The sequence below is a fragment of the Pseudomonas sediminis genome (genome assembly GCF_002741105.1).
Classification (GTDB): domain Bacteria; phylum Pseudomonadota; class Gammaproteobacteria; order Pseudomonadales; family Pseudomonadaceae; genus Aquipseudomonas; species Aquipseudomonas sediminis.
Genome location: NZ_NIQU01000001.1, coordinates 874,366 through 888,074, shown reverse-complemented (window position 1 = coordinate 888,074; position 13,709 = coordinate 874,366). Strand labels below are relative to the sequence as shown.

At 62.0% G+C, this 13,709-nt stretch carries 9 protein-coding genes; 6 read left to right on the top strand and 3 right to left on the bottom strand.

What is annotated here, in order from left to right; all coding sequences use genetic code 11:
- Nucleotides 1-8 precede the first annotated feature (8 nt).
- The 3 genes from rplI (at nucleotide 9) to alr (ending at nucleotide 3,157) form a co-directional block, all read left to right on the top strand.
- Nucleotides 9-455, top strand: a complete 447-nt coding sequence (gene rplI, locus CDO35_RS04150) for a 50S ribosomal protein L9 (RefSeq protein WP_017678673.1) — start codon at nucleotides 9-11, stop codon at nucleotides 453-455.
- A gap of 117 nt (nucleotides 456-572) precedes the next feature.
- The gene (gene dnaB / locus CDO35_RS04145; RefSeq protein ID WP_099522701.1) at nucleotides 573-1,967 is read left to right on the top strand and encodes a replicative DNA helicase; all 1,395 of its coding nucleotides are present in this window, start codon (nucleotides 573-575) and stop codon (nucleotides 1,965-1,967) included.
- Nucleotides 1,968-2,080: 113 nt separating this feature from the next.
- A complete protein-coding gene (gene alr / locus CDO35_RS04140) occupies nucleotides 2,081-3,157 on the top strand; it encodes an alanine racemase (protein ID WP_099522700.1) in 1,077 nt (358 codons plus the stop codon).
- Nucleotides 3,158-3,225: 68 nt separating this feature from the next.
- On the opposite strand, the gene CDO35_RS04135 is transcribed toward alr, so the two are convergent.
- Nucleotides 3,226-5,133: a diguanylate cyclase gene (locus tag CDO35_RS04135; protein ID WP_099522699.1), complete on the bottom strand. Its 1,908-nt coding sequence runs from the start codon at nucleotides 5,131-5,133 to the stop codon at nucleotides 3,226-3,228.
- Nucleotides 5,134-5,422: 289 nt separating this feature from the next.
- Here CDO35_RS04135 and CDO35_RS04130 point away from each other — a divergent pair, with 289 nt between their 5' ends.
- Nucleotides 5,423-7,720: a YgiQ family radical SAM protein gene (locus CDO35_RS04130; RefSeq protein WP_099522698.1), complete on the top strand. Its 2,298-nt coding sequence runs from the start codon at nucleotides 5,423-5,425 to the stop codon at nucleotides 7,718-7,720.
- A 119-nt stretch (nucleotides 7,721-7,839) separates the two neighbouring features.
- Here the strand turns inward: CDO35_RS04130 and CDO35_RS04125 are convergent, their stop codons facing one another.
- Entirely contained in the window at nucleotides 7,840-8,568 is a 729-nt protein-coding gene (locus CDO35_RS04125; RefSeq protein ID WP_099522697.1) for a class I SAM-dependent methyltransferase, read from the bottom strand.
- Between the two features lie 178 nt (nucleotides 8,569-8,746).
- Here CDO35_RS04125 and CDO35_RS04120 point away from each other — a divergent pair, with 178 nt between their 5' ends.
- Together CDO35_RS04120 and CDO35_RS04115 are read left to right on the top strand one after the other, a co-directional pair.
- Nucleotides 8,747-9,988: a parallel beta-helix domain-containing protein gene (locus CDO35_RS04120; RefSeq protein WP_099522696.1), complete on the top strand. Its 1,242-nt coding sequence runs from the start codon at nucleotides 8,747-8,749 to the stop codon at nucleotides 9,986-9,988.
- A 2-nt stretch (nucleotides 9,989-9,990) separates the two neighbouring features.
- Nucleotides 9,991-11,097 carry an SO2930 family diheme c-type cytochrome gene (locus tag CDO35_RS04115; RefSeq protein WP_099522695.1) on the top strand — a complete coding sequence of 369 codons (1,107 nt, stop codon included), beginning with the start codon at nucleotides 9,991-9,993 and terminating at the stop codon, nucleotides 11,095-11,097.
- 4 nt (nucleotides 11,098-11,101) lie between these two features.
- Here CDO35_RS04115 and CDO35_RS04110 read toward each other — a convergent pair whose 3' ends face one another.
- Entirely contained in the window at nucleotides 11,102-12,586 is a 1,485-nt protein-coding gene (locus CDO35_RS04110) for a TolC family protein (protein ID WP_099522694.1), read from the bottom strand.
- Between the last annotated feature and the right edge of the window lie 1,123 nt (nucleotides 12,587-13,709).

Genomic DNA, 13,709 nt, shown 5'->3' with positions numbered 1-13,709 from the left:
AGACCCAAATGGAAGTCATCCTGCTGGAAAAAATCGCCAATCTGGGCAACCTGGGCGACAAAGTGAACGTTAAAGCCGGTTACGGCCGTAACTTCCTGCTGCCGCAAGGCAAAGCCACTGCTGCCACCGAAGCCAACGTTGCTGCTTTCGAAGCACGTCGCGCCGAGCTGGAAAAAGCTGCTGCCGAGAAGAAAGCTTCCGCTGAATCTCGCGCTGCTCAGCTGGCTGAACTGGAAGTCACCATCACCGCCACCGCTGGCGATGAAGGCAAGCTGTTCGGTTCCATCGGCACCCACGACATCGCTGACGCCCTGACCGCCTCCGGCGTTGAAGTGGCCAAGGCTGAAGTTCGTCTGCCGAACGGCACCATTCGCCAGGTTGGCGAATACGACGTAGCTGTGCACCTGCACACCGACGTCGAAGCCACCGTCAAGGTGGTTGTGGTCGCTGCTTAATCAAGTAGCCGCCAAGCGGGCTTGCGCTGTAGCGTAGGTCTGCTGACAATCGGGCACGGTATCGCTCTGCGATCCGTGCCCTTTGTTTTTCTATCGCAGCATTTTCTTCCCGAGCCTATGAACGACATCAGCATTCCCGAGCAATACGACCTGCAGACTGCCGCCCTGAAAGTGCCTCCGCACTCCATCGAGGCGGAACAGTCGGTGCTCGGCGGCCTGATGCTCGACAACAACGCCTGGGAGCGCGTGCTCGATGGTGTGTCGGATGTCGATTTCTATCGCCATGACCACCGGTTGATCTTCCGCGCCATCTTCAAACTGGCCGAGCGTAACGAACCCTTCGACGTGGTGACTCTGTCCGAGCAATTGGACAAGGAAGGGCAGCTGTCGCAAGTCGGTGGCCTGGCTTATCTCGCCGAACTGGCGAAGAACACGCCGTCGGTGGCCAACATCAAGGCCTATGCGCAGATCATTCGTGAGCGCGCCACCTTGCGCAAACTGATCAGCATCAGCAACGACATTGCCGACAGTGCCTACGCCCCAGAGGGGCGCACGGGCGAGGAGATTCTCGACGAAGCCGAGCGTTTGATCTTCCAGATTGCCGAAGACCGCCCCAAGACCGGCGGCCCGGTGGGGATCAACGACATTCTGGTCAAGGCCATCGACCGTATCGACACGCTGTTCAACAACGGCGATGCGATCACCGGTCTGTCGACCGGTTTCGACGATCTGGACAACCTCACCAGCGGCCTGCAGCCGGCCGACATGATCATCGTCGCCGGCCGTCCGTCGATGGGTAAGACCACCTTCGCCATGAACCTGGTGGAAAACGCGCTGATGCGCAGCGACAAGGCGATTCTCGTCTACTCGCTGGAGATGCCGTCGGAGTCCATCGTCATTCGTATGCTCGCCTCGTTGGGGCGCATCGACCAGACCAAGGTACGTGCCGGTCAGCTCGACGACGATGACTGGCCGCGCCTGACCAGTGCGGTCAACCTGCTCAACGATCGCAAGCTGTTCATCGATGATACCGCCGGTATCTCGCCGAGCGAGATGCGTGCGCGTACGCGGCGCCTGGCTCGCGAGCACGGCGAGATCGGCCTGATCATGGTCGACTACCTGCAGCTGATGCAGATTCCTGGCTCCAGCGGCGACAGTCGGGTCAACGAGATTTCCGAGATATCGCGCTCGCTCAAAGGGCTGGCCAAGGAATTCAACTGCCCGGTCATTGCTCTGTCGCAGCTCAACCGTGGCCTGGAGCAGCGCCCGAACAAGCGCCCGATCAACTCCGACCTGCGCGAATCCGGTGCGATCGAGCAGGACGCCGACATCATCCTGTTCGTCTACCGCGATGAGGTGTACCACCCGGAAACCGAGTACAAGGGCGTGGCCGAGATCATCATCGGCAAGCAGCGTAACGGCCCACTGGGTACGGCACGCCTGGCCTTCCTCGGCAAATATTCGCGCTTCGAGAATCTGGCACCGGGTAGCTACCAGTTCGAGGACGAATAGGTCGTTGCTGCGCTCGTCACGGTTTCCAGCGCAACGCGGCAGCGGCACAGATCAATTAAAACGGGCGCCCAGCGGTTAAGATGGGCGCCCGTTTTTCGTTCAGGCCTTCTGTCATGCGTCCGCTTGCCGCCATCGTCGACCTCTCTGCCATCGCTCATAACTACGCCGCGGCCAAGCGTTGTGCGCCCGGGCGCGAGGCCTTTGCCGTGGTCAAGGCCAATGCCTATGGGCATGGCGTGCGTGAGGTAGTCACGGCGTTGCACGAGATTGCCGATGGCTTCGCCGTGGCCTGTCTAGAGGAGGCGGCCGAGGTGCGCGCCATGCACGGTGAGACGCGCATCCTGCTGCTTGAGGGCTGTTTCGAGGCCAGTGAATATGCCATCGCTGCGCAACTGGGGCTGGATCTGGTGTTGCAGAGCGCGGCGCAGGCCGAAGCGCTGATTGCCAGTGAGCTGGTGCGTCCGCTCAACGTCTGGCTCAAGCTCGACTCTGGCATGCACCGCCTCGGTTTCGATGCCGCCAGTCTACGTCAGTGGCATGCGCGGCTCGAAGACGCCGAGCAGGTTGCCGAGCTCAACCTGCTCAGCCATTTCGCCTGTGCCGATGAGCGCGGCCACCCGCTCACCGAACTGCAGGTCGAGCGTTTTCTCGATCTGCTGGATCTGGATTTCAATCATCGTTCCCTGGCCAACTCGGCGGCCGTGCTGACCATTCCCGCTGCGCATATGGATTGGCTGCGCCCCGGCATCATGCTCTACGGCGCCACGCCGTTCGCCGAACTGAGTGCGCGCGAACTGGGGCTGAAACCGGCCATGACCCTGGCTGCGCGGGTGATCGCCGTGCGTGAGGTGGCAGTCGGTGAAAGCGTTGGTTATGGCGCAGCCTGGGTGGCCGAGCGGCCTTCGCGTATTGCCACGGTCAGCTGCGGTTATGCCGATGGTTATCCACGCCATGCTCCCAGTGGTACACCGGTGTTGATCGAGGGGCAGCGCGCCAAGCTGGCGGGCAGGGTGTCGATGGACATGTTGGCGGTGGATATCACGGACCTGCCGGAGGCCGATGTCGACTCGCCGGTGGAGCTGTGGGGCAGCCAGTTGCCGGTGGATGAAGTGGCCACGGCGTGCGGCACCATTGGCTATGAGCTGCTGAGCAAGGTCACTGCTCGAGTGCCGCGGCGCTATATCGGCTAGCAGTATTTCAGGTAGGGTGAGTGCAACCCGCCACCGGTAGCCTGGCGGGTTGCACTCGCCCATGGGGCCTAGGCCAGCCCGCTCGGGACTTTAAGTACGTCCAGCTCCAGGCAGGCCTGTTCGCTCAGTTCGCCATCGTCGCCATGCACGCGTGAACCGGAGCGGCCCAGTTCCTTCACCCGGTAAAGGGCCATGTCTGCCGCCTTGTACAGTCCGGTGAAATTTTTCGCATGGCGCGGATACAGCGCTACGCCGATGCTGATGGTTACGCGCAGGCGCTCGGCGCCGTAGTGCACGGGCTCGGATAGCTCGGCCAGCAAGCGCTCGGCGATCTCTCGAGCCTGGTTTTCGGCATCGCTACCGCAGATCAGTGCGGCGAACTCATCGCCGCCCAGGCGCGCAACCGCATCACCGGCACGAACGTGCTCGCGCAGTCGCATGGCGACTACCTGCAGCATCAAGTCGCCGGCCGCGTGACCGAAACGGTCATTGATCGGCTTGAAATGGTCCAGATCGATCAACAGCAATGCCACGCTTTCATTGTGCCGTTCGGCATGAGCCAGGGCCGACTCGCAGCGCTCGACCAGGTAGCGTCGATTGGGCAGTTCGGTCAGCGAGTCATGGAAGGCGGCATGCTGCAGTTCACGCTCACGTTCACGTAGTTGTTCGTTGGTAGCGGCCAGTTCGGCGGTGCGTGCGGTCACTGCAGCTTGCAGTTCATCGGCACTGGCCTGCAGTTGCGCCAAGCGTGCGGTTTTCTCGCGATCTGCCTGTTGCAAGGCAACGGCGCGCTCCTGCTTGAGGATCTGGATGCGGTAAGCCAGAGCGAAGGAGAACAGGATGGATTCGGCAGCCACTGCCAGAGGGAACACGTAGGCATTCCACTCGGCCGGCTGCAGCACGCCGGTGGTACGCAGCAGCAGAATGGCGACACTGCCCAGGACCAACCCGTAGCCGTACAGATACAGCTGCGCAGGGAAGAAACCCTGGCGCCAGCGGATCACGGCGCTGCCCAGAGCTGCGGGGATGCTGGTCAGCGACAGCAGGGCGATGGCCCAGGCAGCGAGATAGCGCTGGTCGAACAGGGTCAGAGCGATGGCGATCAGGTAGATCACGCAAGCCATGTTCAGCAGGTGATGCGCCCAGCGCACGTAGATACGCGTTTGCAATAGTGTCTGGGTGAAGCGGCTGGCGAACAGGCCCCATAGCGAAGGTAGGGTGATGCGATCGAGCCACGCCGGCACCGCATGGTTTGGCCACAGGTACTGTGCGCCATGGCCGGTCATGCTCATGATGAACAGCAGGGCGAAGGCAGTGGTCAGCACATACCAGAAATAGGCCTTGTCGCGCAGCGAGATGAGGATGAACAGGTTGTACAGCAACAGCGCGAAAACCACGCCATAGATAGCCCCGAGCGCCAGATTCTCGCGGGTGGCCAGTTGCGTGAGGTCTTCGAGTTGCCAGACCCGCAGCGGGAAGGAGTTGCCCGCCGGGTCGAAGGCACGCAAGTAGAAGGTTTTTGGCTGCTCACCCAGGGTCGGTAGGTCGAACACCATGCGGCGGTACGGGTGGTCGCGGTTTTCGCTGAAGGGGACTCGCTCGCCGGACTGACGCAACTGCCAGCCACCCTGGCCGTCAGGGAGATAGAGCTGCAGGTCCAGCTGAGTCACTGAGCCCACCTCCAGTACCCAGTAGGCGGGAGCGTGCATGTCGCGTTGCAGCGTGAGTTTGATCCACCAGGGATTGAGGCTCTGGCCGACACTGGCTCGGCCGTTAGCGGGTTGAAAGCGCGACTGCTGCTCAGGGCTGGCAAGGTCGTCGATAGTCAGGGTGCCCTGGGCGTCTTCCAGCAACTCGATATGCGCATTGAGCGGCATGCCGCTGCTGGCGTCGGTGAGTACCACCGACGCCGCTGCCGGGCCCGTGATCGACAGTCCCAGCAGAAGAGCGAGCAGAAAGGCGAAGCGCTGCGGCATAGATGTCCTGGAGTCGGCTGACCGAGTACTTGAGTATATGCACAGGATTGTTATCGGACGAAAACAAATATGGCGTAAGGCTACTGCAGGAAAATAACTGATTTCTCTATCCTTTCTTTCCCGAGGTCGGCGCTGGGCAAGAGTCAGTAGCCAGGTGAGTGATCTGTGCGCCTGTTTGAGCGTTTGCCGTGGTGCGCGCAGGAGCTATTAAACCCAGCGTATTAGTCTGGTTTGGTCAATTTTTGTGCTATTATCCGCGCCCCTCGTGATAGCCCGCTGATCAAAAAATATGCAAGCCGCCAAGCCGTTGTTCGACTATCCCAAGTATTGGGCCGAGTGTTTCGGGCCTGCACCGTTCCTGCCGATGAGCAGGGAGGAGATGGATCAGCTCGGCTGGGATTCGTGCGACATCATCATCGTCACCGGTGATGCCTACGTCGATCACCCGTCGTTCGGCATGGCGATCATCGGCCGTCTGCTGGAAGCCCAGGGCTTTCGCGTGGGCATCATCGCCCAGCCGAACTGGCAGTCCAAAGACGACTTCATGAAGCTCGGCGAGCCCAACCTGTTCTTCGGCGTGGCGGCCGGCAACATGGACTCGATGATCAACCGTTATACCGCGGACAAGAAGATCCGCTCCGACGACGCCTACACGCCTGGCGGCTTAGCGGGTAAGCGCCCGGACCGCGCCAGCCTGGTGTACAGCCAGCGCTGCAAGGAAGCCTACAGCCACGTGCCGGTGGTGCTTGGCGGCATCGAGGCGTCGCTGCGCCGAATCGCCCACTATGACTACTGGCAGGACAAGGTGCGCCGCTCGATTCTGATGGACGCCACCGCCGACATTCTGCTCTACGGCAACGCCGAGCGCGCGGTGGTCGAAGTGGCTCAGCGTCTGTCCCGCGGCGAGCCGATCGACAGCATCACCGATATTCGCGGCACCGCCTTTATTCGCCGTGACACGCCAGCGGGCTGGTTCGAGCTGGATTCCACGCGCATCGACCGTCCGGGTCGGGTCGACAAGATCATCAACCCCTACGTGAACACCCAGGACACCGAAGCCTGTGCTATCGAGCAGGAAAAGGCTCCCGTCGAAGATCCCAACGAAGCCAAGGTGGTACAGCTGCTGTCGCACCCGCGCCTGGAGCGCGACAAGACGGTGATTCGCCTGCCGTCGTTCGAGAAGGTGCGCAACGATCCGGTGCTCTACGCCCACGCCAACCGCGTGCTGCACCTGGAGACCAACCCGGGCAACGCCCGCGCGCTGGTGCAGAAGCATGGCGAGGTGGACGTGTGGTTCAACCCGCCACCCATTCCCATGACCACCGAGGAGATGGACTACGTGTTCGGCATGCCCTATGCGCGCGTGCCGCATCCGGCGTATGGCAAGGAGAAGATCCCGGCCTACGACATGATCCGTTTCTCGGTGAACATCATGCGTGGCTGCTTCGGCGGCTGCACCTTCTGCTCGATCACCGAGCACGAAGGTCGCATCATCCAGAACCGCTCCCACGAGTCGATCATCCGCGAGATCGAGGAGATGCGCGACAAGGTGCCGGGCTTCACCGGCGTGGTCTCCGACCTCGGCGGGCCGACCGCCAACATGTACCGCATCGCCTGCAAGGACCCGGAGATCGAGAAGCACTGCCGCAAGCCGTCGTGCGTGTTCCCGGGCATCTGCGAGAACCTCAACACCGACCACTCGTCGTTGATCGAGCTGTACCGCAAGGCGCGCGCGCTGCCGGGGGTGAAGAAGATCCTGATCGCTTCGGGCCTGCGCTACGACCTGGCCGTCGAGTCGCCGGAGTACGTCAAGGAGCTGGTCACCCACCACGTCGGTGGCTACCTGAAGATCGCGCCCGAGCACACCGAGCGCGGCCCGCTGGACAAGATGATGAAGCCGGGCATCGGCAGTTACGACACCTTCAAGCGCATGTTCGAGAAGTTCTCGAAGGAAGCGGGCAAGGAGCAGTACCTGATCCCGTACTTCATCGCTGCGCACCCGGGCACCACCGACGAGGACATGATGAACCTCGCTCTGTGGCTCAAGCGCAACGGCTTCCGCGCCGACCAGGTGCAGGCCTTCTACCCGTCGCCGATGGCTACCGCTACGGCCATGTACCACTCGGGCAAGAACCCGCTGCGCAAGGTCACCTACAAGAGCGACGGCGTCGAGATCGTCAAGAGCGAGCAGCAACGTCGCTTGCACAAGGCCTTTCTGCGCTATCACGACCCAAAGGGCTGGCCGCTGCTGCGCGAGGCACTGGAGCGTATGGGGCGCGCCGATCTGATCGGCAACGGCAAGCATCACCTGATCCCGACCTATCAGCCGCAGACCGACGAGTACCAGAGCGCGCGTCGCAAGAACTCGACGCCCGCCGGCAGCAAGAAGGTTGGTAATGCAGGCAAGATCCTGACCCAGCACACCGGCTTGCCGCCTCGCGCCAGCGACGGCAGCAAACCCTGGGACAAGCGCGAGCAGGCCAAAGCAGCGGCCGAGGCGCGTAATCAACAGGCTGCGCGCGAGCGTGCCGGCGCGGGTAAAGGTAAGGGCAAGAAACCGTCGAAGAAGCCAGCAGTACCGCGCTGAATCATCGGTAGCGCTCACGAAAACGCCAGCATTATGCTGGCATTTTCGTTTCAGAGGCTCTGGCCGGTATCTGGTAGGGTGGGCTTCAGCCCACCACTGTCGCGTGAGGTGTGGTCATCTCAGTCAGTGCTGAAACGGCAGGTCAGGTAACGGTTGCTCGGGCCGTAGCGTAGGATCGACCACAAGCGCCTGAACAGATAAAACGGGTGGCTGCGGTAATACGCCAGCACAGTATTGCCGACGCCTTCCGAGCGGTGCTGGCGGGTCTCTTTTTTCTCTGACTTCTTGAACAGCCCCGAGAACTCCCAGCGTTGGATCTGCTCGAAGCGCTCATGCGGGCGCAGGCCATGGCGGCGGAACAGGCGGGCGAAGCTGGCTGGGCTGAAGTCATGCAGGTGATGCGGGTTGCCGTCGAGTGTTGGCGTGGTTGGCACCGAGGCAATGATGCGACCACCTTGGGCCAGCAGTCGTGAGAGGTTGTCTACCAGGCGCACCGGGTCTGGCAGGTGCTCGATGGTCTCCAGGCTGACGATACTGTCGAAGCCTGCGCTGTCGGCGAAGGTTTCGGCGTTGGCGCACTGATAGCGCAGGTTGGGGCGTTGATAATTCGCCTGCGCGTAGGCAACGGCTTCGGGATCGATGTCGATACCGGTGATCTGCTTGTCCGGATGCCGTTCAGCCAACAATGCACTGCCGTAACCACAGCCACACGCCATGTCGAGCACGTGCGAGCCTGCCAGCGAGTCGCTGGCGAATTCATAGCGCTGCATGTGCAGGTCGAGAGTGGCCTGGTCGGCGGCCAGGCGCTCATCCATCTTCAGCGGATAGATGCGTTCGAGGGTGTGCATGGCGGCCTGTCCTTGGGCTATGGGGGAAGAGATGGCCGACGTAGTCTGTTGTTTCCCGGTAAGGGCTGCAAGCGTCTTGCCGGGTTTCATGGCTCGGCTTGTGATGCATGGCGGGCTTGGTTTGTTTTTATATTGGTACTATAGTTCCAGAATATAAAAACAACATCGGAGTCCTACCATGCGCCTTGCTGCTCCCTCTGCCATTGCTCTGTCCTTATTGCTGACTGCATGCGGGGAGAGCGAAGCGCCGCCCGTGGCCAGTCTCGACTTTCAGAAGCAACTGCAGACGCAGCTGATCAAGGCCAAGCCGGGTGAGGTGATCGAGATCCCTGCGGGCACCTGGCAGCTTGACCGTAGCCTGAGTCTCAAGGTCAGTGGTGTGACGTTGCGCGGCGCCGGCATGGATCAGACCATCCTCAACTTCAAAGGGCAGAAGTCGGGGGCCGAAGGGCTGCTGGTGGACGCCTCCGACTTCACTATCGAGGATCTGGCGCTGGAGGACACCAAGGGTGATGCGCTCAAGGTCGTGGGCGGTCAGAACATCATCATCCGCCGCGTACGTACCGAGTGGACCAATGGCCCGGCTACCGAGAATGGTGCCTATGGCATCTACCCGGTGCAGACCGAGAACGTGCTGATCGACGGCGTGGTGGTCATCGGTGCTTCGGACGCCGGCATCTACGTCGGCCAGTCGCGCAACGTAGTGGTGCGCAACAGCCGTGCCGAGCGCAACGTCGCGGGTATCGAAATCGAGAACACCATCGGTGCCGACGTTTACGACAACGTCGCCACTGGCAATACCGGCGGCATCCTGGTGTTCAACATGCCCAATTTGCCGCAGCCAGGTCATACCACACGGGTCTACCGCAACAAGGTCGAGGGCAACAACCACAAGAACTTCGGCCACAAGGGCACGCCGGTCGCCAGTGTGCCGGCGGGCTCTGGCGTGCTGGTCAACTCCAATGACAAGGTGGAAATCTTCGACAACGATATTGGCGACCACCGCACTGCCAACGTCATCGTCAGCAGTTACTTCAGCACCGGTTATACCGATCTTTCCACGACCGATGATTTCGACCCCTACCCGGAAGCCATTCATATCCACGGCAATCGTTTCGGCCCGGGCGGTGACAGCCCTGACAACTTCGAACTCAAGGCCCTGAGGCTGGCCAAGTTCGGGCTCAATGGGCGCCTGCCGGACATCCTCTGGGATGGCTACGTGAACCCTGAAAAACTGGTCGACGGCAACTTGCCGGTGGAGCTGGCCATCTGCATCGACAATGGCGAGGCGGGTATCGTCAATGTCGATGGGCCAGGCGGTTACAAGAACATCAGCACTGATATCGAGCCGCACCGCTGCGAGCTGCCTCGTCTTCCTGCCGTCCAACTGCGTGCAGCCCTGGCCGAGGTTGGTGAGTGAGCATGAAGTACACCTGGCTGTTGATTGCCGCTGTACTGCTCGGCGCCTGTGAGCAGGCACGCACGCCTCTTTATCTGCCCAGCAGCGAGGACTATCCGCAGAAGCTCAGCGCATGGGGTGTGCTGCAGCAGCGTGACGGCCAGTTGCAGCCGGTCGAAGGTGTGCAGCCCTACGATCTGAACACGCCACTGTTCACCGACTACGCGCACAAGCTGCGTACTGTCTGGATGCCCCAGGGTAGCCACGCTCGCTATGCCGAAACACGTTTCGATTACCCCGTTGGCAGCGTGCTGAGCAAAACCTTCTACTACCCGGTCGATGCCGAGGGTCGACTGCTGCGTATCGAGCAGCACAGCGCCGAGGCGGTGGTGCTGAAACGGGTGCGGCTGATCGAGACGCGCATTCTGCTGCACCAGGAGCAGGGCTGGGTCGCATTACCCTATGTCTGGGACGAGGCGCAGCGCGAGGCCACCCTGGAATGGGCAGGCGCCAGTTTCGATCTGCAACTGCATGATGAAGCGGGCGAGGTGCTGTCGGTCGACTATCAGGTGCCCGATGCCAACCAGTGCGCGGGTTGTCACGAGGAGCAAGTGGGCAAGGGTTTACAGCCGCTGGGGCCGAAGGCGCGCCATCTGAACAAGGATTTCGCCTACGCCGATGGTGCGGCCAATCAGTTGCAGCACTGGCAGAAAATCGGCTTCCTGCAAGGTATGCCGGCTGACATGGCAAGCGTGCCACGCAATGCCCTGTGGAGCGCGCCGCGCGAAGGCGAGAGCCTGGAACAACAGGCACGCAGTTATCTGGATGCCAACTGCTCGCACTGCCATAACCCTGAAGGGCCGGGTCGCACCTCGGGTTTGTATCTCGATCCGGCTACGCCGCTCGGCATCGCCTATGGGCTATGTAAACAGCCGGTGGCTGCGGGCAAGGGCTCCGGCGACCGCTTGGTGGACATCCACCCCGGTGCGCCGGAGAAATCGGTGCTGAGCTTCCGCCTGCACAGCACCGATCCCAGCATCATGATGCCCGAGCTTGGGCGCTCAACCTCCCACCGCGAAGGGCTGGAGGTGATCGACCGTTGGATCGCCAGTCTCGATGGCGAGTGCTGACGGGCTAGAGCTGACCCGCCTGCCACTGCGCTTCGCGGCTGGACAGCGCTGCAGCGATGTCCGCAACGCTGTCGGACGCGACGCTCTCCGGCAGTGGGTCGAGGCCGACACTGGCGAATAGCTGGCCATAGCTGTTACGCAGCTCGGCATAGGCCAGGTCACGGCGCAGGTCTGCCTGCAGCGTGTTCAGCTCGCCCTGGATCAGTTCCAGCTCGCCAATGCCCTGGGCCTGGTAGCGATTACGCAGTTGCTCGACGATCTGCCCGTCCAGGCCGGCCAGTTGCTGGCTGGTCTGGAATTGACGTTGGGCTTCGCGGAAGTTGGCGTTGGCAACGTGCAGTTGGGCGAGGATGGCCATCGACATGGCCTGACGCCGCGCATCGGCGACCTCCTGGCCGGCTTTGGCAACATCAATGGCGGCTGGCGCGGAGAGCACGTTGAACAGGTTCCAGGTGACTTTCACGCCGTAGTCTGCCCAGCTCTGGTTCACCAGGAACGAGTTGCTGTCGTAGTGGCCTCCGGCCGAGAACTCCAGGCCAGGTAGCAGGCGGAGCATGGCTTTGCGGGTTTCCGCTGCGCTGATACGTGCCTGATAGTCCTGCTCGCGCAGTTCGGGGCGACTGGCCAGTGCTTCCTGTTCGAGTGTGCCGAGTTCAACCTTGAGCTCCGGCATCTGATAACCGGCATCAGGTGCGAGCTCGACCTGAGTGCCCAGCGGCAGGTTGATCAGAGTGGCCAGTTCGGTCTTGGCCAATGACAGGGCGCGGCGTTGCTCTTCCAGCTGACGGCTCGCCTCGATCAGTGCGCGCTGATAGCTCAGGGCCTGAATCGGGTCGCCGATACGCTGTTCGCTCAGGCGCTGGCTGTTGTCGCGAGCCTGGGCGACGCGTGCCATGAGGCTGTCTATCTGGGTCAATAGACGGTCGGCCGCCACGGCACGCCAGTAGGCGGAGCGCACATCCTGAATGATGGTATGCACTACCTTGCGCCGGCGCTCCTGCACGATCAGCCGCTGGTCGCCCTGTTGCTTGGCGCTGACATAGCTGACACCGAAGTCCAGTACGTTCCACACCATGGTCAGGTCGGCCACGCCGCGATCACGATCCTGCGAGGTGGACGGCTCCAGCGACTGAGTGCCGGTGTTGACGCTCTGGCTGCTGGAGGCGCTGACGTTGTTGCGTCCGGCATAGCCGGCGGACAGCGCCATACGCGGCAGCATGTCGAAGGTCGCCAGGTCGACCTGACGCTGAGCCATGGCTTCTTCCATGACCTTCAGGCGCGCCTCGAGGTTGTACTTCACCGCGCGAGCCATGGCTTCGTGCAAGGTCAGTGGGCCGCTGAGCGGTTCCTGATCCTTGAACATGGTCGCCAGATCCTGCTGCGCGCGTTGTTCGCTTACGCTGCGGTCGATGGGTTGACTGGTCACCGCGCAACCACCAACGGCTAACGCCAGCACACTGATGCTGAAAAATTTCGCTGCTTTGCTCATCCTTGGGCCGCCCCCTAGTACGGCACTCATTCGATTCTTATCTGTTGTGTCGATTACGCTTGTGGCATCTGCAACGGAATTTCTCCCAGCGCCCAGGCAAGGTCTCTTACCTGGCGTTGTTCGCTTTCGCCTATCTCCTGCAGTTGCTGGCTCAGAGTCGGTGCCCCGAGAATTTCTCCCCCACCCAGGCGATTGCCGGTGGAAGTCCCCCAGCGAAGCTGGATTTCGCCTGACTCCAGCGGTACGTCCTTGTTGAACATGCTGGAGAAACTGCTGGTACCGAACACGCCGCCGTCGCCCCCACCAAAGCCGAGGAAACCAATGCCGCTGCCATTGCCGGCACCGCTGTCGCTGCTGGCAAAGACCTGGGCGATGTAGCTGGGCGCCAGCGCACCGTTGTTGATGAAGATGTTGCCCACTGTGGGTACGCCACTACCGAGAGTCGGCTGCTCGAACAGTGGCGGCGGCAACAGTGGCGAGGTGGTGCTGGAGGGTGGCGCGCCGGGCACATTGGGTTGAGGCGGTGCACCAGGCATGGTGGGTACGTTGGGCGTCGGGTTGGCGCGGAACTCCGGGTCACCGGTATTGAGCCCGCCCAGCGTGTAGCCGGCGCTGGAGAAGTTGCTCTGCAAGGTGTTAAAGACGCTATCGACAATGCCGCTGCCAGCGGCCGTGAGCGACAAGCCAAGCGTGCCCTGGCCGGTCACACCGCCGACAGTGATGCGATAGGTGCGTGCATCGATCTGTACCAGCGAGAGGAGGGTACCGCTGGCGCTGCCCGTGGTGGCCAGAGCGAAGTCGGTCAGATCCACGCCGTTGACGTCTTCGCTGAACGTAACGGTGAAGCCGAGGGTGGTATTGGTGGTGGGCGATGTGCCGTCGAGGGCGATGCCGGTCACCTGTGGCGGTGCTGCATCCACCAACACGTCTGCTGTGGAGGGAACGCCATTGAGCGCGGTCTGGGCATCATTGCCGGCGGCATCGCGCAGGGTTGCGCCGTTGCTCTGGAAGTTGGTGCCGACGGCAATGCCGTTGCTGTCCTGCTGGCCATTGGCAACGGTCAGGCGGAACACCAGCGCGTTGCTGCCCGAGCCACTCAGGTAGTTGGCGTAGACGGTGCCGC

What these genes read in the sequence shown, in the direction of transcription:
- rplI (WP_017678673.1), top strand. Translation starts at nt 9, where the DNA reads ATGGAAGTCATCCTGCTGGAAAAAATCGCCAATCTGGGCAACCTGGGC.
- dnaB (WP_099522701.1), top strand. Translation starts at nt 573, where the DNA reads ATGAACGACATCAGCATTCCCGAGCAATACGACCTGCAGACTGCCGCC.
- alr (WP_099522700.1), top strand. Translation starts at nt 2,081, where the DNA reads ATGCGTCCGCTTGCCGCCATCGTCGACCTCTCTGCCATCGCTCATAAC.
- CDO35_RS04135 (WP_099522699.1), bottom strand. Translation starts at nt 5,133, where the DNA reads ATGCCGCAGCGCTTCGCCTTTCTGCTCGCTCTTCTGCTGGGACTGTCG.
- CDO35_RS04130 (WP_099522698.1), top strand. Translation starts at nt 5,423, where the DNA reads ATGCAAGCCGCCAAGCCGTTGTTCGACTATCCCAAGTATTGGGCCGAG.
- CDO35_RS04125 (WP_099522697.1), bottom strand. Translation starts at nt 8,568, where the DNA reads ATGCACACCCTCGAACGCATCTATCCGCTGAAGATGGATGAGCGCCTG.
- CDO35_RS04120 (WP_099522696.1), top strand. Translation starts at nt 8,747, where the DNA reads ATGCGCCTTGCTGCTCCCTCTGCCATTGCTCTGTCCTTATTGCTGACT.
- CDO35_RS04115 (WP_099522695.1), top strand. Translation starts at nt 9,991, where the DNA reads ATGAAGTACACCTGGCTGTTGATTGCCGCTGTACTGCTCGGCGCCTGT.
- CDO35_RS04110 (WP_099522694.1), bottom strand. Translation starts at nt 12,586, where the DNA reads ATGAGCAAAGCAGCGAAATTTTTCAGCATCAGTGTGCTGGCGTTAGCC.